General features: G+C 47.9%; 19 protein-coding genes and 1 rRNA gene. 13 read left to right on the top strand and 7 right to left on the bottom strand.

Translation table 11 applies throughout. The annotated features are described in order from the left end of the window. Positions 1-33 precede the first annotated feature (33 nt). The 5 genes from Q369_RS0119710 to Q369_RS0119685 all read left to right on the top strand — a co-directional run bounded on the left by Q369_RS0119710 (position 34) and on the right by Q369_RS0119685 (position 7,005). Positions 34-1,857: a RagB/SusD family nutrient uptake outer membrane protein gene (locus Q369_RS0119710; RefSeq protein ID WP_031529499.1), complete on the top strand. Its 1,824-nt coding sequence runs from the start codon at positions 34-36 to the stop codon at positions 1,855-1,857. Between the two features lie 82 nt (positions 1,858-1,939). Further along, the gene (locus Q369_RS0119705; protein ID WP_031529498.1) at positions 1,940-2,926 is read left to right on the top strand and encodes a Gfo/Idh/MocA family protein; all 987 of its coding nucleotides are present in this window, start codon (positions 1,940-1,942) and stop codon (positions 2,924-2,926) included. Positions 2,927-2,976: 50 nt separating this feature from the next. Continuing rightward, positions 2,977-5,637, top strand: a complete 2,661-nt coding sequence (locus tag Q369_RS0119700) for a PQQ-dependent sugar dehydrogenase (RefSeq protein WP_031529497.1) — start codon at positions 2,977-2,979, stop codon at positions 5,635-5,637. 195 nt (positions 5,638-5,832) lie between these two features. Then, a complete protein-coding gene (locus Q369_RS0119695) occupies positions 5,833-6,210 on the top strand; it encodes a hypothetical protein (RefSeq protein ID WP_031529496.1) in 378 nt (125 codons plus the stop codon). A gap of 216 nt (positions 6,211-6,426) precedes the next feature. Continuing rightward, on the top strand, positions 6,427-7,005 hold the full coding sequence (locus Q369_RS0119685) for an NADPH-dependent FMN reductase (RefSeq protein ID WP_031529495.1): 579 nt from the start codon (positions 6,427-6,429) through the stop codon (positions 7,003-7,005). 41 nt (positions 7,006-7,046) lie between these two features. Here Q369_RS0119685 and ppk1 read toward each other — a convergent pair whose 3' ends face one another. The 3 genes from ppk1 to Q369_RS0119670 all read right to left on the bottom strand — a co-directional run bounded on the left by ppk1 (position 7,047) and on the right by Q369_RS0119670 (position 10,875). Then, positions 7,047-9,059, bottom strand: coding sequence for a polyphosphate kinase 1 (gene ppk1, locus Q369_RS0119680; RefSeq protein ID WP_031529494.1), 2,013 nt, complete (start codon positions 9,057-9,059; stop codon positions 7,047-7,049). Between the two features lie 123 nt (positions 9,060-9,182). Continuing rightward, on the bottom strand, positions 9,183-9,749 hold the full coding sequence (locus Q369_RS0119675) for a hypothetical protein (protein ID WP_031529493.1): 567 nt from the start codon (positions 9,747-9,749) through the stop codon (positions 9,183-9,185). 262 nt (positions 9,750-10,011) lie between these two features. Then, a complete protein-coding gene (locus Q369_RS0119670; protein ID WP_031529492.1) occupies positions 10,012-10,875 on the bottom strand; it encodes an SDR family oxidoreductase in 864 nt (287 codons plus the stop codon). Between the two features lie 101 nt (positions 10,876-10,976). Between Q369_RS0119670 and Q369_RS0119665 the strand changes: the two genes are divergently transcribed. Together Q369_RS0119665 and Q369_RS29070 are read left to right on the top strand one after the other, a co-directional pair. Further along, positions 10,977-11,387, top strand: coding sequence for a winged helix-turn-helix transcriptional regulator (locus Q369_RS0119665; RefSeq protein ID WP_031529491.1), 411 nt, complete (start codon positions 10,977-10,979; stop codon positions 11,385-11,387). Positions 11,388-11,423: 36 nt separating this feature from the next. Continuing rightward, positions 11,424-11,603, top strand: a complete 180-nt coding sequence (locus Q369_RS29070) for a hypothetical protein (RefSeq protein ID WP_157488252.1) — start codon at positions 11,424-11,426, stop codon at positions 11,601-11,603. A gap of 29 nt (positions 11,604-11,632) precedes the next feature. On the opposite strand, the gene Q369_RS0119660 is transcribed toward Q369_RS29070, so the two are convergent. After that, positions 11,633-11,914, bottom strand: a complete 282-nt coding sequence (locus tag Q369_RS0119660) for a Txe/YoeB family addiction module toxin (protein ID WP_031529490.1) — start codon at positions 11,912-11,914, stop codon at positions 11,633-11,635. Further along, the gene (locus Q369_RS0119655) at positions 11,896-12,156 is read right to left on the bottom strand and encodes a type II toxin-antitoxin system Phd/YefM family antitoxin (RefSeq protein WP_031529489.1); all 261 of its coding nucleotides are present in this window, start codon (positions 12,154-12,156) and stop codon (positions 11,896-11,898) included. The genes Q369_RS0119660 and Q369_RS0119655 overlap by 19 nt, the downstream gene beginning before the upstream one ends. A 298-nt stretch (positions 12,157-12,454) precedes the next feature. On the opposite strand from Q369_RS0119655, the gene Q369_RS0119650 reads away from it, so the two are divergent. Both Q369_RS0119650 and Q369_RS0119645 read left to right on the top strand, forming a co-directional pair. After that, complete coding sequence (locus Q369_RS0119650) at positions 12,455-13,195, top strand: SDR family oxidoreductase (RefSeq protein WP_031529488.1); 741 nt, start codon at positions 12,455-12,457, stop codon at positions 13,193-13,195. A gap of 38 nt (positions 13,196-13,233) precedes the next feature. Further along, entirely contained in the window at positions 13,234-14,148 is a 915-nt protein-coding gene (locus Q369_RS0119645) for a helix-turn-helix domain-containing protein (RefSeq protein WP_031529487.1), read from the top strand. A 35-nt stretch (positions 14,149-14,183) separates the two neighbouring features. Here Q369_RS0119645 and Q369_RS0119640 read toward each other — a convergent pair whose 3' ends face one another. Then, positions 14,184-15,131, bottom strand: coding sequence for a Na/Pi cotransporter family protein (locus tag Q369_RS0119640; RefSeq protein ID WP_051664153.1), 948 nt, complete (start codon positions 15,129-15,131; stop codon positions 14,184-14,186). Between the two features lie 166 nt (positions 15,132-15,297). Between Q369_RS0119640 and Q369_RS0119635 the strand changes: the two genes are divergently transcribed. Continuing rightward, the gene (locus Q369_RS0119635) at positions 15,298-16,797 is read left to right on the top strand and encodes a choice-of-anchor I family protein (protein WP_031529485.1); all 1,500 of its coding nucleotides are present in this window, start codon (positions 15,298-15,300) and stop codon (positions 16,795-16,797) included. 88 nt (positions 16,798-16,885) lie between these two features. Here the strand turns inward: Q369_RS0119635 and Q369_RS0119630 are convergent, their stop codons facing one another. Continuing rightward, positions 16,886-17,803 (bottom strand): metallophosphoesterase family protein, encoded by a 918-nt coding sequence (locus Q369_RS0119630; RefSeq protein WP_157488251.1) that lies wholly within the window; start codon positions 17,801-17,803, stop codon positions 16,886-16,888. Positions 17,804-17,978: 175 nt separating this feature from the next. Here Q369_RS0119630 and Q369_RS29385 point away from each other — a divergent pair, with 175 nt between their 5' ends. From Q369_RS29385 to Q369_RS0119615, 3 genes are all read left to right on the top strand, one after another. Continuing rightward, the gene (locus tag Q369_RS29385) at positions 17,979-18,593 is read left to right on the top strand and encodes an alkaline phosphatase D family protein (protein WP_031529483.1); all 615 of its coding nucleotides are present in this window, start codon (positions 17,979-17,981) and stop codon (positions 18,591-18,593) included. Next, positions 18,553-19,179 carry an alkaline phosphatase D family protein gene (locus Q369_RS29380; protein ID WP_205624342.1) on the top strand — a complete coding sequence of 209 codons (627 nt, stop codon included), beginning with the start codon at positions 18,553-18,555 and terminating at the stop codon, positions 19,177-19,179. Before Q369_RS29385 ends, Q369_RS29380 begins: the two co-directional genes overlap by 41 nt. Before the next feature lie 285 nt (positions 19,180-19,464). After that, a 16S ribosomal RNA gene (locus Q369_RS0119615) occupies positions 19,465-19,682 on the top strand; the annotation flags it as partial.

Genomic DNA, 19,682 nt, shown 5'->3' with positions numbered 1-19,682 from the left:
CATGTGCATGCATGACATCATCCCTTATCTGATATGAAAATCAAGCTCATTAAATATAGATCCCTGGCCCTGGCGCTCCTGGCTGCGATTTTTCTCGCAGGCTGCGACGATGCTTTCTTGAATGTGCGCCCCGAGACCGAAATTACTGCTGATGCATTCTTTGCAACGCCTGCCGATCTGGAAATTTATTCCAATCAATTCTATACCTATCTGCCAGACCCGGTGAATGACAGAGGCTCCGACAATGTTGTGGCCACGGCCATTGATAACGAGTATGCTTATATGGTGATGAGGGGCGTGGTCAACCCGGACAATGTGGGCCAGTGGGGTTCACACTGGAACCGCTTGCGCACGATTAACTTCATGCTGGAAAGGGTAAATCAGACTACCGGAAACGCTGCTGATATCAACCACTTTGTCGGCATCGGACGTTTTTTCCGGGCGCTGCATTACTACGATCTGGTAAGGCAATATTCCAATGTGCCTTGGTACGGTCGTACCTTGCAGACCACCGATACCGAGCTGCTTTTGAAATCCCAGGATCCCAGAGCGGTTGTAGTTGATTCGATTATGGCGGACCTTGCATTTGCTGTGGAGCATATCAAGCCTTCTATTGACGGAAAAGTCTCCAAAACACGCCTGACCAAGTACGCTGCCCTTGCTGCGCAGAGCCGCATTGCACTCGAAGAAGGAACCACGCGAAAATACCGCACGGAGCTGGGCCTGACCGACGGAAACCGATTTCTCGAAATTGCCCGGAACGCAGCAAAACAGCTGATGGACTCCGGCCTTTTCTCAATCTATATGACAAATGGTACAGGCGAACGCAAGCGGGCCTATGAAGCGCTTTTCAACAGTGAAAGCCTCAGCGGCAACCCGGAAATGATCCTGATTAGGGAATATAACCTTGCCGAGGGCGTTACCAACACCAAAAAAGCGGTTTTTAATGAGAATACAGGGTTGTCACGCGATTTGCTGGAAGCGTATCTGGCGGTTCAGAATGGGAAAGCAGTTCCGTTCCAGCAGGTGGCAGGTTACCAGACTATGACCTACTGGCAGGTATTTCAAAACCGCGATCCGCGTTTGAACCAGACTTTCATGCAGCCAGGCTTCAAAATGCCCGGCAATCCGAAGATCGCCTACCCGAACTGGAACATAGGAGGATATCCGCAGGTTAAATCGTATCCGACAGATGCAGACCAGATTGACCTCGCAGGCGGTCGCGGGCATACTGATAATCCTGTTTTCAGACTGGCTGAGATTTACCTTAACTATTGCGAAGCTAGGGCCGAGCTGGGCGAGCTCACACAGGCCGACCTGGACCTGGCCATCAAACCGCTGCGCGAACGCGTCGGAATGCCCGCGCCCGTACTTGCCGACTGGCTGGCAAACATTGATGCGCGCCTTGCTGCTAAATACCCCAACATTTCGTCGACCCAGCAGGGTGCCCTGCTGGAACTGCGGCGCGAGCGTCGTGTGGAACTTGCCTGTGAGGGATTTCGTCTGAATGACCTGAAACGCTGGAAAGTAGCAAACCTGGCCGCGGAAACGCCGGTAGGAATGTACATTGCCAAGCTTGGCCCGGTTGACATTTCGGGTGATGGTATACCGGAATTCTACATTTCCGAAGCTGGTGAAGGGGTTGAGCAGGTACGTCAGCAATTCCCGGGTGTCGAGATATTTGAATATAAGCTGAATGCGTCACCTTTTGAATTGACGGGCGGTGATAAAGGATTTATCAGGATCAAAGCCCAGAACAACATTTTCAGTTTCCCCGAGAAGTACTACTACCGCCCTGTCAGCAATCAGGATATACTGGTTAATCCAAACCTCAAACAACATCCCTTGTGGCAATAAGCCGCTCATCAAATCCTTCCGGCGCAGTAGCCGGGAGGGTTTGATATCCATACTGCTTCTTCATTAAATCCATTCATCTGCATTGAAAAGTACATACAGCCGCCGGACTTTTGTTCGGGCAGCGGCAGGGATCGGACTGGGCTTGTCAGTCCGCCGGGAAGCCCTGGCCGCCACATTCTCCCCCGCCTCAAAGCGCATTGGCATGATTGGCCTGGATACCTCGCACTGTGAGGTTTTTACCAAAATGATCAATAACGCGGTAACGGATAACCCAGGTTTTAAAGTGACCGTAGCCTACCATCCCAAAACCAACCGGGATGTCCTCAACGTGGCACCATCCGTTTCTGAACAATTAGCAAAATTGGGGGTCACGATCGTCGATAACCTGCCTGCGCTGCTGGATCAATGTGATGCAGTGATGCTGGAAAGCATTGATGGAAACGGCCACCTTTCACAGGCTTTACCGGTACTGGAAGCGCGTAAGCGACTTTTTATAGACAAGCCGCTCGCAGCTTCGTTGCAGGGAGCAAAAGCGATTGTAGAAGCCTCGGAACAATATGCGACTCCTTTTTTCTCGTCATCCTCCCTCCGTTTTGATCCCAATGTGCAGAAAGTGGTGTCGGGCGCGGTTGGTAAGGTGATTGGAGCAGATGTGTACACGCCAGCCACAATCGACGAGCAGCATTCAGACCTGGCCTGGTACGCCATACACGGGCTGGAAATGCTGTACACCGTCATGGGGCCGGGTTGTAAGGAAATTCGCAGGATCTACACCAAAGACACGGACGTGATCACCGGGATCTGGACTGATGGGCGGATCGGCACACTGCGGGGCGTGCGTGACTGGCCCGTTGGTATCGCGGGTACTGCATTCGGGGAAAAGGGCACCGCGCCGCTTGGGCTGTTTTCCGAACAGGCTTACCAGCAACTGGTGCAGCAAATACTACACTTTTTTGATACAGGCAAGCCGCCGGTAACGCCCGCCGAAACGCTGGAAATCTTCGCCTTTATGCAGGCCGCCGACAAAAGCCGGAAGAAGAATGGCGCTGCTGTCAAAATTCACCTGTAAGCTTAACATTACCCGCCGCATTGGGCGTGTCTGATACAAAGAACTGATTTATGAAAACAATTATTTTGCTCTGTGGTTTTGTTCTTTTCTTATCCGGAGCTTCCCGAACCATTGAAACAGATCGCACGCAGGGAACCCCTCCAGACAGCAGCAGATATGCACGCACGATATTGGCGGAAGGTTTGGACGAACCAATGGAAATGGTGATCCTGCCGGGAAATGATGTGCTGTTTGTAGAACGCAAGGGCGGCATCCGGCTTTATAGTGACGCGAAGAAGCAATTAAGTACTGTCGCGAATATCCGCGTTTTCAGTGGCATTGAGGATGGATTGCTTGGCATAGCTGCCGATCCTGATTTTGAGAAAAATCACTGGTTATACCTCTACTATGCAGTAGCCGGGGACAGCGCAAAAAACCGCCTGTCGCGGTTTGTGTTCGCAGGAGACAGTCTTCACCGGGCGACGGAAACCACTATTCTGGAATTCGGTACGCAAAGGAAGTACTGCTGTCACTCGGCGGGATATCTGAAATTCGACCGGGCGGGAAATCTCTATCTTTCCACCGGCGACAATACCAATGCTGAGGAAACTGAGGGGTATACGCCAATAGATGAGCGACCGGGGCACGAACTCGCAGACGATCAGGCCACTGCCGCCAATACCAATGATTTTCGAGGGAAAATTCTCCGGATCAAGCCACTGCCCGAAGGCGGATACAGCATTCCGAAAGGAAACCTTTTTCCGGAAGGTACACCCAAAACCCGGCCGGAGATTTATGCAATGGGCATGCGGAATCCCTACCGGTTCAGCATTGATGATGAAACAGGCTATCTGTATTTCGGTGAGGTAGGTCCGGATACTAAAGTGAGGGGTGCAGACGGCGAGCTGATGAGCTATGACGAGATTAACCAGGTGCGCGGCCCCGGCTATTTTGGCTGGCCTTACTTTCTGGGTAACAACGACATTTTCCCGCATTATAATTACGAAACCAAACAGTTAGGCCCGGGAAAAGATCCAGCACGGCCACTGAATGATTCGCCGAACAATACCGGCCTGCGCGAACTTCCGCCTGCACAGCCGGCCATGATATGGTATAACAAAGGCAAGTCAAAGTACTTCCCGCTGGTAGGCAGCGGCGGGGCGACCGCGATGGCGGGGCCGGTTTACAATAGCAAACAATTTGAAAATGCGCCATACAAGCTACCAGACTACTATAATGGCAAACTGTTTTTCTTTGACTGGATCCGCGGCTGGATCATGGCCGTGAGTTTCGATAAAAATGGGCATTACGCCGGAATGGAACCATTTTTGAGCCACTGGCGGTTTGATGCGCCCGTGGATATGCAGTTTGCCGGCGACGGCGCCATTTACCTGCTTGAATACGGGAGTAATTGGTTTTCCAAAAACAATAACGCCCGGCTGGTACGAATAGAGTACACGGAAGGGAACCGCAACCCGCTGCCTGCTATCAGTCTGGATCGTCAGTACGGCGCTGCTCCATTTACTGTTAAGCTTTCATCAGAAGGTACCATCGATCACGACGGGTTGAATGGGCTGGCTTATGAATGGGTGGTAGAGGGGAAAAAATACCAGGGCAAAAACGTCTCTCACATTTTCCGCAAAAATGGCACTTATGACGTCCGCCTGACAGTCACCGATCCGCAGGGAGGACAAGGCACGGTGACCAGGAAAGTATTCGTCGGAAACACGCCGCCAAAGGTAGCTATCAAAACCGCGGGCAACCGCAGCTTTTACTGGGATGACCGGAAAATGGATTATGAGATCCTGGTCTCTGATCAAGAGGAGACTGTTGCAAAAGAGAAGATCGCCGTTTCTTTCGGCTACATTCCCAATGGTAAAGACGCGGCGATTGTACTCACGCAAGGCAAAGACGTGGCTGGTGCGCAATACCTGAAAGGCCAGACCCTCACGGCGAACCTGGATTGCCGGGCTTGCCACGCACTGGATCAGGAATCCGTGGGGCCGAGCTACCGTTCTGTAGCGCAGCGCTACGCGGGAAATCCTGATGCCCGTGAGAAGCTGATCCAGAAAATCATCGACGGAGGAAGCGGCAACTGGGGTGAGCGCGCTATGTCACCGCACCCTGATCTGCCACGGAACGACGTGGCCGAGATGGTCAGCTACATCCTTTCTTTGTCAAAAAAGACTGAAACGTTTCCACTGAAAGGTAGCATTCAACTAACCGAGCACAAGGGAAAAGGGAACGACGGTGTATACCTGATGCGCGCGTCCTACACAGACGGGGGCGCAAATGCGATCGAGCCGCTGACATCCTCGGCTTATCTTACGTTGCGCAGCGCCGTGGTTCAGGCCGAAGATTTTGACAAAGGTGATGTGAGTGTCGCTACCTTGACTACCGCTTTTATGGCGCACATCAGCGGCGTCATTGACGGTAGGTACATTGCTTTCAACAACATTGACCTGAAAAATGTGAAACGCATCGGCATTCGCGCACAAACCAGCGGCGCGGGCGGAACAATTGAGGTCCGGCAAGGCGGTAAATCAGGTAGACTGATCGGTAAGACCAATGTAGCGGCGGGACAGTCATTTGGGGCCGGGCAGGGGTGGACAGAGCTTTTCGTGCCGGTGCCCGAAGGCTCTGCTGCCGGGGACCTTTACTTTGTTTTTCACAACAACCAGGCAGGAGCGAAAACCCTGTTTCATATTGATCAGTTCGTCTTTTATAACTGATAGGAAAGCATTGTTTTTGTAAAGGAATTTGTAGGTATCCTGTGGCAGTTTGTTACAGGATATTTTTTGAACTTACTTCTTCAAAGGGCAAGGATTGAACCTAATAATAAGAATTTTAATTAACACCAGGAACCCATTCATTTAGCCATTTTCTATTATTAATATAGTGCTTTCAAACGCAAAACCTGAAAGTATATGGTAAATCTAAACAGAGTGTTTATTTACATCCTGGCCATTGTTGCCATTTCATGCTCAAAAACCGAAGTCGACTCGTCTAATTTGGATGAGAGTTATTTTGTAGGTACATGGACAATTTCTCGCGATGTTACACCATCAGTTTCGAATGCCGACCAGGTCAGCTTTACCCTCAACAAAGGTGGGTATCTTAAACTCAATATCATTGTTCCTTCTGTACCCGGTCCTATATATCAATGGAACTTTGCGGCAGCTAAGAAAGAACTGACAATTATAACAACTAGCGAAGAACGTTATATCGTGACCCAGCATTCCGATCGAACATTTAAGGCGCGCAATTTAGCAACAAACAATCCTTTTGTATTTAAAAGAATTTAGTCCGTTAATTGTATCCATTGCTCTGATTATTCTGCACTGTTTTTCGCACATTATCGCAATCAGGTGGGCAGACTCGGCGTAATTGATGAATTTGCACAATCAATTTGACTGCCACGACTCCGATGCATTTGCCGTCGTGAAATTGATCGCAGCTCTTTTGGCGGAAATGAGCAGCAAAACAATTAGTGCATTTTAGACTATTTTCAACTTTTCAGTATGAATTTAAAAATCATCACATCTACAACGCGGCCTGGAAGTAAAGGAGTTATCATCGCCGAATGGATCAATGCGCTCGCCAGGGAACAGGAAGATATTACTGTTGAGTTGCTGGATTTGGCAAAAATCAACCTGCCGCTGATGGACGAGCCACAACATCCCAGACTAGGTCAGTACGAACATCAGCATACGAAGGATTGGAGTGCCAAAATCAAGGAAGGCGATGCTTTTGTTATCGTGTTGGCAGAATATAACTACGGATTTCCGGCACCCATTAAAAATGCGATAGATTATTTGTTTCATGAATGGGCTTACAAACCGGTAGGAATTGTGAGTTATGGCGGCGTTTCCGGCGGGTTGAGATCGGCCCAAATGCTCAAACAGGTACTAACAGCGTTACAAATGATGCCCATCAATCAGAGTGTTACGCTGCCGCTTTTTGCCAAGCAAATCGATTCAGGCAATTCGTTCAAGGGTGATGAATCCCAGGTGAAGTCGGCCGTGGCGATGTTTGCTGAATTGAAAAAATGGGTAACAGCCTTGCAACCGCTTCGGAGTCAAATAGCGGGCGGTCGTTAGTGATCACCACTGGGTTTTGTGCCAATGCAGTCCGCTCTGTATCACGCCAGGGGAGCCGACAGCAGCTTGTAAATCGCTTCTTGCGAGCGGATTGCAAGCTGTGCTGTTTGTATCGGCACATTGTTGAGTTCACTGTCGATCATTACGGCCTGCACATTATCCGCCCACTGCAATGCAATCATCTGTGTTAATTGAGCCCGCAGATTTTCATCATAAACGGGAAAGCAAACTTCAATACGGCGGTAAATGTTGCGGTTCATCCAGTCGGCTGAGCCTATATACACTTCCGGCTGACTGTTGTTGTGAAAAATGAAAACGCGGCCGTGTTCAAGATACCGGTCTACTATTCGCTTGACCTTTATGTTCTCACTTTGTCCGGCGATGCCCGGAACAAGCCTGCAAATACTGCGCACAAGAAGCTTGATCTCAACCCCGGCATTTGAAGCTTCGTAAAGCTTATTGATCAGCACTTCTTCTTCCAGATTGTTGAGCTTGATTGTGATCCCGGTTGGTAATCCCTTCCGCGCGTGCTCGATTTCACGGTCAATCAATTGTAAAAATCTGCCCTGCAGGTTGAATTGTGCAACGAGCAAATGCTCAAATCTGATCAGGTCCGTACTGTCAGGTTTTTTCTTTTTGCTTAAAAAACGGAACAGTGTTTCGGCTTCCTGCAGCATCGGCTGATGTGCGGTAAGCAATATGTGATCGGTATAAAAACGCGCGGTGCCTTCATTGAGATTCCCCGTCGCCAGCAATCCGAGATGCGGAGCTGACGAATGTTCCCTGATCACCAATGCAAGCTTTGCGTGCACTTTCAATGCATTCACGCTGTGAACAATTTTGACGCCGGCGGATTTCATTTTCTTTGCCCAGCGGATATTGTTTGCTTCATCAAACCGCGCCTTTAATTCTACAAGCACCGTTACTTTTTTTCCGTTTTTGGCCGCGCTGATGAGCGAAAATGCAATCTTGGAGTCATGTGCCACGCGATACATCGTCGTGTAAATCTCCTTCACGGTCGGGCTTATCGCAGCTTCATTAAAAAACCTGAGAATCGTGTCATAGCTCTGGTAAGGCGCATGTACCATCAGATCGCTTTTTGTCAGCGCATCAAACAGCATTGCGTTTTCACGGATATCAGTGGCCACTGGCGGCCGTGCAGGGTAAGCTGCCGCAGGCGGACTTACTGGTAGCGAAGCAAGATCTTTAAGATTATGGTGTTGCCCGCCTTCCACCACCGAAGCACTTTTCAGATCAAAAGCGCTTACAATGTCGTGAAGGTGCTGCATAGGCAGGCCGGGTTCAAATAAAAGTCGGGTTGCAAAGCCGAAATCGCGCTTGCTGAGCTGGCTCTCGAACTTTTCTGCAATGTCATCCCCGTCTTCGTCCATCATATCCAGCTCCGCGTCCCGGGTGATCTTGATATTATAAGCTTCAATGCTGACGGCATCAGGAAAAAGGCTGGCCAGATTATGCTTGATAATGTCTTCCAGGAAAAGAATATGATCTTGATTATCGTGCGTGACTTTGAAAAACCGGCTCAAATTTCCTGCCGGAATATTAACCAATGCAACCCGCTCTTCATGCAGTGGATATTTGAGAATTGCAACGAGATAAAGTTGATTATTTTCGGGGAAAAAGCCAGAACTACCATTCAGAAAAACAGGTTGCAGAAAGCCTGCAACCTGCGAGAAGAAATATCGATTTACAAAACTTATAATCTTGTCTGGAATGCTGCTTTTGTAACAAAAATTAATGTTTAGCTCATCAAGCGCAGGTATAATGGACTCCCGCAAGATATTGCCGAATTCTGCCAGCTGGCCTTTGATGATGATTTCGGCTTTACCATAAGCATCTTCACTTTCTTCCTGAATCGCTTTTTTCTGCAAATATGGCATCCGCACCCGGTAAAACTCATCCAGGTTGGAGGAGTAAATCGACAGAAACCGTATTCGCTCCATGAGCGGAACGGCGTTACTGGCAGCTTCTGAAAGCACCCGTCCATTGAAGGAAAGCCAGCTGATGTCCCGGTTGAAATAACTGTAATTCCTCATTTCTGGCCAATGTTCAAAAGGAATGAGAATCAAAAGTAATGATGCCTGAAAACGACTTTGGCAAACATAGATACATTGTTAATCATTCGCAATGAAACTCTCGGGAAGCAAAATGCATTTTGCTTAGCAACCGCCTTTGCGAGGAGCACGTTTGTAAATAACCTGGCTATTTCGTTCTACATAGTCGCCTGATATTATTGGGAATGAATACTTTGGCGCGTGCGACACATTGCGGCTTTTTATGATTATTTTATTGTTAACTTTCAGATTACGCAATTGTTCAAATCCATTGATAGCATTCAAAGAATCCTGGTGAGCCCTTTCCGAACCGAAACTGAGAATGTAGTCGTCTCCATTAATCCTGACCATCATTCCGAAGCCTAATCGTGAACCTGGCGGAAGAGAGAGTGAGGTCACAACAGCCTCCATATCGCTAAAAGCAATTATGTGCTTCCTTATCTTAGCTTCACTGGCATACACTTTTTTACCTTCGGGAGATGCTTTCCAATTGTTGTACATAATACCATCAGGCGTAGCCTCCCATTTTTTCAATGCAGCTTTTCTTTCAGTAGCAGAGGGTGACTTTGATGTTGGCTTTTTGGAAGCTTCATTCTTGATTTCACGATTAGCAAATACCAGTCCGCTTACCACAACGAGCGATAAGATCAGCGCATAAATGATTCTTTTCATTTTTATACAGGTTTAATTTAAATAACAGAAAAGCACATACGTGTACGAGTTTGGTCAGTAAACCTTTTGTTCTCAAAGATTTCAACCACTGCAGTGTGCCGCAAGCTAAAAGTTTCTTTTATGTCGTCTGTCAATGGCCTGTAAAAGAATGTTAATGAAACGTAAAAGGAGCTTTGAATGGTGGCCGGGTAACCAAGTCCAGCCCCCGCTGATTGCTAAGGACAATGTGGTTACCCGTGAAATTAAATGCAACTACCGGCCGTCAGTTACCTGCAAAGTAAGCCGTTTTCAGGTACTCGCGCAGTGAAGTTGGCTTGCGGCCCAGCATGCGCTCAACGGTATTATCCGTACCGGCTAGCATGCCGTCTTTCGCAGCGGCACACCATTGTGCAATGAAGTTGGCAACAAATTCGGGGAGACCGGCTGCAACTTGCTGCGCAATGTAAGGCGCCAGCTCGGTGCTTCTGTAAACAATGGGCCGGCCTGCCAGTGCAGAGAGTTCCCGGGCGACGTCGTGAAATGAATAGGCCTCACTGCCTGAAAGGGTATATTCCTGGTTTTCATGCCCTTCGCTAGTCAGTAGGGCAGCCGTGGCGGCTGCCAGCTCGTCCCGCTTGACGAAGGCGATTTTGCCTTCTCCTGCCGGCGAAATGATCTCCGCGCCGGGCACCTCGTTCCCGACCATATAGGCAAGGCCTTCAAAGTAGAAACCGTTTTTGAGAATGGTGTACGTTAAGCCAGACGCTTTGAGGTGAGCTTCCGTCGCCAGGTCGCTTTCCGTAACCTCTACCATCACAAAATCTGAACTGCGCTGGATGCTGGTGTAAAAAAGGTGCTTCACGCCGGCTTTTTTTGCGGCATCGATTACATTCCGGTGCTGCTGCGCGCGGTCGGTAAACGCAACGGCGGAAACCAGCAGCACCTTATCAACGCCCTGAAAGGCTTGCACCAATGCAGGATAATCAAAGTAGTCGGCTTGACGGACGTCCACACCGCGCTGCACGAGGTCGGTTGCTTTGCTGATATCGCGCACCAGCGCGGCGATTTCCGTGGCCGGATGGGTAGCGAGTAATTCGTTAATGACTTGGTGGCCTAATCCACCTGTGGCTCCTGTTATTAGAATCATGAAAAAAAGAAATAAAAACCTGCTTATATTTACTTGCGATTTGCAAGTGTAAAGGTATGATATTCTACTTGCTTTTTGCAAGTAGAATGAAAATTGATTTTATGAAAGAACTAAAACAGCGTTCTAAGTGCCCCGTCAGCACGTCACTTGATGTGCTGGGAGACAAATGGACCTTACTCATTCTCAGGGATATTGTGTTTGGCGGGAAGTCTACTTATGGCCAGTTTCTGCAGTCAGAGGAAAAAATAGCGACCAATGTGCTGGCCGATCGTCTCGCCGTTCTTGAATCGCAAGGTATCTTGACCAAGACCGTAGCTGCGGATAAGAAGTCAAAGTTTAATTACCGTCTGACCGAAAAAGGAGCTGATACCGTTCCAATTATTGTGGAGCTTACTCTGTGGGGAGCCAAGCATTGCCCGACTGTCGTCAAGCCTGGCTTGCTGGAAGAACTAGAAGCCGGGAAAGAGGCGGCTGTGGCAAAGTACCAGCGGCTTGCCTTTTTAGAAAACTAAAAATGGAGCTATATCTTGCCGGATAAGAATGCATTCATGAAAACGCCACTACACAACCATTCGCTGCGGCAGGATTTAAATCAGAACAATCGACTGCCGATTCGGCTCGTTTCACCGGATTTTGGGCATATATCAATGGAGCATGCCTACCCGGCAAACAAGCTGTCAGCGGAGCACGCATTGCGCGGGAGTGGACTTAACTGGTCTGTCGTATAGTTCCCGTTTGTGTGCGGCGATTGCGACAACTACTTATCATCATAATGTCCTTTTGCTGCAATTACAAAAACAGTAACAGTTTGTTCAACGATCTGGTAAACAAGGTGATGCTTCTTGTCAATGCGCCGTGACCATAGTCCGGAAAGATTATTTTTGAGCTGCTCGGGCTTGCCGATTCCGTTATACGGATCTTCACCAAGCTCCTCAAAAATGAGCCCGATGCGTTTTATAAGAGACTTGCCGCCGGATTTGTGTAAAAATGAAAGGTCTTTTTTAGCTCTATCGTAAAAGGTTACAGAATATCTGCCCATATGTTTTTAAGATCGCGAATGGAAGTCACTCTTCCAGCCTTCACGTCCTCAATGCCCTCTTTAATGGCATTTAACACTTGCGGGTCCGAAAAGAAGACATCAGTTTCAGTACTTTCATCAATTGGCGTGAGTAAAACTGACTTCTTATTCTTTCCCCGGTGAATAATCACACGTTCCTTCTCGGCAAGATCCAGATAATCCTTCTGCTTTCCCCGAAATTCCCTGGCTGATATAATTCTCATTGGTGTACGACTTTGTGTACATGAAGATATGCAGATTTAACTCACAGTAAAGCATAGTTGTTGAGATTTGTGAATCGTTGAATGTAAGATAGTGCGCTCAGGATTCGCTTTTAAGTTCACAATGGAAACAGCGCTTCCGCCTGCCTCAGGGGGAGTTTGTGTTGGCGATCTCTTGCAGAAGTCAACAAATAGTAAACATTTACATTAGCCGGAATTACCGGCTACACATTCAGCGGTTTCGGCTACACTTTGGCTTTTTCGTTTCCGGAGTTTTGCATCATAAAACTCAACATACGATATGATAAACGGAATTGAAAATAAGGTGGTCGCTATCACCGGCGCAAGCAGTGGCATTGGTGAAGCCACAGCGGAACTGCTCGCAGCCAGGGGAGCGAAAGTTGTTCTCGGAGCCCGAAGGGCAGAGGTTCTAGGCGGTATAACGGAACGCATTGTGAATGCTGGCGGCCAGGCAGTTTACCTGCAAATGGATGTTACAGCACAGATTAACGTCGCTTCACTGGTACAATTAGCATTGAACAAATTTGGCCGTTTAGATGTGATTATTAACAACGCAGGCATCAGTCAGCTGCAATTATTGGAGGATATCGATGTGGGAGGGTGGGAGCAGATGATCGACGTGAACCTGAAAGGCACGCTTTACGGAATTGCTGCCGCCTTACCCGTGTTCAAATCGCAGGGGTCAGGACATATTATCAATATTATTTCCACAGCGGGCATCAGTATTGTGCCCACAATGGGCGTTTACGCAGCTACCAAGAATGCGGTCCGCACGATCAGCGAAGCGTTGCGGCAGGAGTCGAAAGGTCGCTGGCGGGTCACAGGGATTTCTCCCGGGTTTGTAGATACTCCTTTCGCGGGCAAAATCAAGAATGAATCCATCCGGGATGTTCTGACGCAGCGTGCGAGTGAAATTGCCATTCCTGCGACGGCCATTGCAGAAGCGGTTGCCTACGCGATCGCCCAGCCGGATCAGGTCGATATTGGCGATCTGGTGATCCGCCCGGCAATTCAGGATTAAGGAGATCAGGTTTTTAAATAAGTAAGTCAAACGACGATATGCACGGGCAGCCAGTGATTTTTGAGAATATTGCAGCTTTAATGCAGCGGGTTGGCTTGCCGTCGCCGCTGCATCCGCTGATTACATTGGTCAACTATGATGAAGACAAACCTGATCTGGCCGATGCCGGGAGCCAGTATTTGCTGCATTTTTATAAAATAGCATTCAAGTTGCGGTTTAAGGGCAAGGCAAAATACGGCCCCGGTTCTTACGACTTTCGCGAGGGCGGGCTTGCATTCGTAGGGCCCAATCAGATGGTCGAGTTATCTGCTGATGAGGAGGAGCATGAGGGTTTTGCGCTGTATTTTCATCCTGATCTCCTTTACAAATATCCGCTGGCAGGCCAAATGCATCGATATGGCTTTTTCTCCTACTCGGTATCCGAAGCGCTGTTTCTTTCTGAAAAAGAGAAGCTTGTGATCAAATCTGTATTTGATTCAATTGCAACCGAGCTGACTACAACGACCGATTATTTCAGCCAGGATGTACTTGTCTCTCAAATCGAGCTGCTGCTGCATCATTGTAATCGTTTTTACAACCGCCAGTTTCTGACACGAAATGTGGTTCATCACGATCTGATCGATCAAATGAACATGTTTTTGAATGAGCGGTTTGAAAAAAACGAGGCGCTGATCACCGGCTTGCCTACGCCGCAGGAACTAGCGCAACAATTGAAAGTTTCCCAACGATATCTATCCGATATGTTGAAATCCCTCACGGGCAAGACCACCCAGCAGCACATTCATTTAAAGATGGTTGAGAAAGCCAAGGAAATGTTAGGCAGCGATGCGCTTACCACCGCAGATATAGCTTATGCACTAGGTTTCGAGCATCCGCAGTCTTTCAATAAATTGTTTAAACAGAAAACCGGGTTGTCACCTGCTGCCTTCCGTAAGTTGCTCAATCCGAATTAGGTTTGCTTACCAAGAATGATAATCCAGCGCATTGCTTAGTGACTCGCAATCGCTTGTTTCTGTGGTAATAGCCGGTTCAGCAGGTTTTCGATCACCGGCACAAAAGGGATGAAAAGCAAAACTCCGGCCGCATTGAAGATCATGTGCGCGTTTGCGATCTTCTGCTCCATTGCCGTGCCTGTTGAAATCCATTCTATAAATGCATTGAATTGGGGAAAGAGGGCTAATCCAAGCGCGATGCAAATGATGTTGAAGAATAAATGGAACAAGCCGGTTTTTACAGCCTGCCTGTCGGAGCGGATTGTGGCCATTAACGTATCAGAGCAAGTACCCAGTTCTGAGCCAAGCATTACTGAAATCGCACCAGGCAGGTTGATGAGCTCTTTTTTTGCCAGTGTGATCACCATACCCACGGTGGCCGATGAGGATTGGATAACCAATGTAACGAGCGCGCCGATCAGCGTCCCACGGAGCGGACTGTCCAGTTTCTCCATCCAGGATATAAACTGCTCGTGGTCTTTCAAAGGCTCAACCGCCCTTTCCATTGTATATAGCCCAAAAAACAAAATTCCAAAGAACAACACTACGCGGCCTGTTTTGGAGACTTTTTCGCTTTTCGCAAAAAAGCTGAAAATTAATCCAAGGAAAATCGGAATAGGAGAATATTGACCAATATCCAGGGCGATCAACTGACTTGAAAATGTGGTGCCGATATTGGCTCCCATTACCACCCCGAGCGATTGGCGAAAGGTCAGGGCACCTGCATTGACGAGGACAATCGTCATAATGATAACGGCCGAAGAAGAATCCAGGAGAATTGTAGCAATTGTGCCGGTTATTACTGACGCGATCAGGTTTTTGGTAAACAGATCCAGCCATTTGTTGGCCCTGTTGCCAATAAGTTCTTTAAGTGTTTCGGAAAGATTATTGATTGCAAAGAGGAATAAGCCCAGCCCGCCAAGAACCATCAGAAAGATTTCCATCCTATGTTTTTGGTGCAAAGTAGCCTTTCGAATATTAAGCAAACATTAAGTTAAGTAACTGCTGGTCAATCCTGCATTCCAGTTTTATAAAATTGTTAAGTTTTCATCTGGGCCGTTCCAAAAAAAAGTGACGGATTACATTTGGCTGAAAATTAAACTACGTATTATGAAGCACAAATACATTCTTGGTCTGGCACTGGCAGTTTTTATGAACAGCTGTGTAATGGACCACTTTCCACAGCAGCCAGGCGAAGAAAACCTGTCTTCTTTCCGTGAAGTAGCGAGCGTCGATCTTGGAGAAACAGGAGCTTCCGAAATCTCTGCCTATGATCCGGCCAGCAAGCGCCTTTTTGTAGTCAACAATGAGTCAAAGGCACTGGTTGAAGTGCTGGATTTGTCGCAATTTCCCACGGTAACCAAGCTTACACCCATTGATATCTCTGCGCTGGGTGGCGTTGCCAACAGCGTTTCCGTACATAGCGGAATGCTGGCAATCGCGCTGGAAGGAACAAACAAGCAGGCAAATGGAAAGGTGATCATTGTAAATACGACCACGCTGGCGAAGATCCGCGAGATTACTGTTGGTGCTTTGCCGGATATGGTAACATTCAGCCCGGATGGTAAATACATTGTGACTGCCGACGAAGGTGAACCTAACGGAGCTTACACCGTTGATCCCAAAGGTTCAATCTCCATTATTGATGTGGCGAACGATTTCTCGGTAAAAACATTGACGTTCGACGCGTTTGAAAGTTCGCTGAGTACATTGGCAATGAAAAATTTCCGGATTTATGGTCTTAATGCAAGCTTTGCGCAGGATATCGAGCCTGAGTATGTGGCTGTTTCCAGTGATTCTAAAAAAGCTTTCGTGACTTTGCAGGAAAATAACGGAATTGCAGAGGTGGATCTGGCAAGTGCAACCATTGTCAAAATACATCCGCTTGGTGCGAAGGACCTGAGCAAGCTAATCAATGCGGTCGATCCAAGCGATCGTGACAACAAAATTGCGCTGACGACTATACCTGTCAAATCATTGTATTTGCCCGATGCAATTTCATATTTCTCTGTAAACGGTTCCAATTATCTGATCACTGCCAATGAAGGCGATGCGCGGGAATATGCTGCGCTGGACGAGCAAGCGCGCGTGAGTTCGGTAACACTGGATCCGACAGCTTTCCCCAATGGGGCCACGCTTAAACTGCCTGCCAACCTGGGCCGTTTGCGCATCACTAACACCCTTGGGGATACTGACAAAGACGGCGACTATGACGTGCTGTTCGGCTTCGGCGGGCGTGGTTTCAGTATTTTCAATGCAGCTGACATGAGCCTTGTACACGATTCAGGATCTGATTTTGAGCAGAAAGTAATCGACGCAGGATTTTATGACGACGACCGTTCTGATGATAAGGGAGTTGAGCCTGAAGGGGTAACCGTGAGCACAATCAATGGAAAGCCCATTGCTTTCATCGCGCTGGAAAGGGCAGATGCGATCGCGGTATATGACCTGAGCAACCCTGCATCCCCGCATTTTCTTCAATTAATTAAAACCGGCGATGCGCCAGAGGGCGTGTTGCTCGTTCCATCTGACAAAAGCCCGAATGGGAAAAGCCTGCTCGTGACAGCAAACGAAGGTGATGGAACTGTGAAGTTTTATCAGACGAATTGATTGGTATACCTTAAATACTTTGTCTTGATATAGTAAAGCCGCCTTACAAATGAGGCGGCTTTACTGTTATAAAGAGATTTTCATTCCGTCAATAACTCACGTATTGCTCATTGAATGTTCCATCGTCAAATAAATCTATAACTGCGTAACCCGGCTGTGTTTCGCGACGGATACCATTCCACCAAGCCCCGCTTACGGCGCCATTGCAGAGGAAAGTCACACCATTGTAAACCACTTTATCCCGCATGTGCAGGTGCCCGCTTAAACAAAGTTTTACATTTTTATGACGGTAAAATAAACTAAGGATCTTCGCTGTGTCGGTGTGCATGTCGCCGCCGAGCATTTCCCACCGATTTACCACATTATCTTCAATCATTAGCAGTGCCGTCAGGATCGGAATGTGTGACATCACCATTACCGGCATATTTTCGGGTGTGTTTTTCAGCTCCGCTTCGAGCCACGCAAATTGCGCGTCGCCCAGCTTGCCGATATACCAGGTGTTATCGATATCCAGGTGCGTACTGTCGAGCATGATGATTTTCCAGCCATTTCGTATAATGCTGTAATACGAGTTTGTAAGTTGCAGCTGGCCCAAGGCATATTGCTTGCCGTAGAGAGGTAATTCTTTGGAATTTTCATACCACCAAACGTCGTGGTTACCCAGGCAATAATGGATAGGAAGGCTGGAGTCCTGTTTCATGATGCTATGCAAAAGCTTCCATTGCGAATCAATTGAGCTAATGTTCTCCTTATTCATGTCAAAAACAATGTCCCCGCCATTCAGAAGCAAGTCGACTTTTGGAGACTGGTTTTGAATATGGTGAAGACACCTGGCAAATTTCGTCGGCGCGCCTAGGTCATTTTTCAAATGTACATCAGTCAAATGCGCAACGCGGAATGCCGGCTTTGGTAATATAGCGGCATCTGCTTTCTTGGTTATCAATGGGGCTGCGAATATCCCGCCGAGCCCTTTTATTAATGATCTTCTCTGAATTAAATCCTGCATTGAATTTGTGGCTTTCATCTTAAAGTGCTGCAATGTAAGACCATTCGTTTTAGGCAGAAACGCCGTAACAGAATGATAATACGGAGAATCAACAGCGACTTAAAATTGCGGTGACATGGGGAACATAGCCGAGTTGTAGCTTTGAAACCTATCACCATCAACTCCATTGCTGTCAATGAAAAGTCAATCCACAATCAATAGAAGGGAATTCCTGGGTCGTTCTGTCCTGGGTGCGGGCGGACTTGTTCTGTCGACTGTGCTTGTAGGAAGCTGCACGGATCACGACAATATTCCGGGTCCGGAAGATCCTGATCAGAACGGTCGTTTTGAATACGGCGTCGCCAGCTTTGACCCGACTTCAAGTCAGGTGATTTTATGGACCCGCGTCTCTCCGTCCAATTGGGGTTCTCAAAAAGTAACGCTGACCTATGATCTCGCGACTGATGCGGCTTTCAATCAGATCGTTAAAACAGAAATGATTGATGCTTCTGCCAAAGATGATTACACGGTGAGTATCGATATCAGCGGACTTACGTCCAATGCAAAGTATTATTACCGATTCAAAATCACGGGTACGGAAGTTATTTCGCAAACAGGCGAAACCAAGACGCTGGCAAAGGATGCCGAAGTTCAGGATGTGAAGCTGGCGATTTGTTCGTGTTCCAATTATCCGTCGGGACTCTTCAACGTGTATGGTGCTATCGCCGCCTCAGAAGCGGACGTTGTGCTGCATTTGGGGGATTATATTTATGAATATGGTGCTGGACAATATGGCAGTAATCCCTGCTGAAATGCTGCTCGCTATCGTGCAGATCATCGCCGAGGTGGACGCGACTGGCTCGGCCTCGCCGGTTACATTCAGCATGTTCCAGAACTTGTTGGTTGAACTGACAAAAATCAAAGGCCGCCTGCTTGCTAAGGATCCGTCGCTGACGCCGCAGGAAATCGCACGCGTGCAAACGGTTCTTCCTTATAATTTGGACGCCTGGGACGGATATCCGGTGGAGCGTGAGATACTTTATGGCATGGCAAAAGGCAAAAAGTTGATCGCATTATCCGGAGATTCGCACAATGGCTGGTATTCAAATCTGGTATCTCAGGATAAATCGCTGGCAGGGAAAGAACTCGCCACTTCTTCGGTGACGTCTCCCGGTTTTGAGGAATATCTGGGGGCCGAGCCCGCATCACTTGCGGGTTTCGAGCAGGCTCTTGCATTGCTGGTCGATCACCTCAATTATTTGGATGCGTCGAGAAGAGGATATGTTTTGGTAAAAGTTAGCCAGATGCAGTTAACAGCTGAATGGCGATATGTTTCAACGATTCTTTCTGAAACCACCAGCACGGTTGTCGGGCATTCCGAAACGATTACAGCTTAATTTAAAGTTAAAAGTTTAACGGCGCACTTCTTTATCAAAGGCGCGGCGTTCCCAGATGAGGATAGAGAAAATTTTTTTTTACTTTTTTTGAAAATATTTTTGTCTGGTGCTTGCTTCTTAAAATTCCCTGTCCTACTTTTGCACCCCGATCACAACAACAGCACTGAAAACGATCAGCGCCACTAGTTCTGAGGAAACTCGGAGCAACGTTCTTTGACATGATGAAGAGAGCAAAAAGATAGGTTCGTTAGAAACATTGATGGCTTAGGCCATCGGAAATAATTTACAATGGAGAGTTTGATCCTGGCTCAGGATGAACGCTAGCGGCAGGCTTAATACATGCAAGGCGAAGGGGCAGCAATGTCACTGTCGTACGGGTGCGTAACGCGTATGCAACCTACCTTTTACTGGGGGATAGCCCGGGGAAACCCGGATTAATACCGCATACTACATTAAGGCCACCTGGTTTAAATGTGAAAGATTTATTGGTAAAAGATGGGCAT

The sequence above is a fragment of the Dyadobacter crusticola DSM 16708 genome (assembly GCF_000701505.1).
Classification (GTDB): domain Bacteria; phylum Bacteroidota; class Bacteroidia; order Cytophagales; family Spirosomataceae; genus Dyadobacter; species Dyadobacter crusticola.
This window is presented reverse-complemented; position numbering and strand designations above follow the sequence as displayed.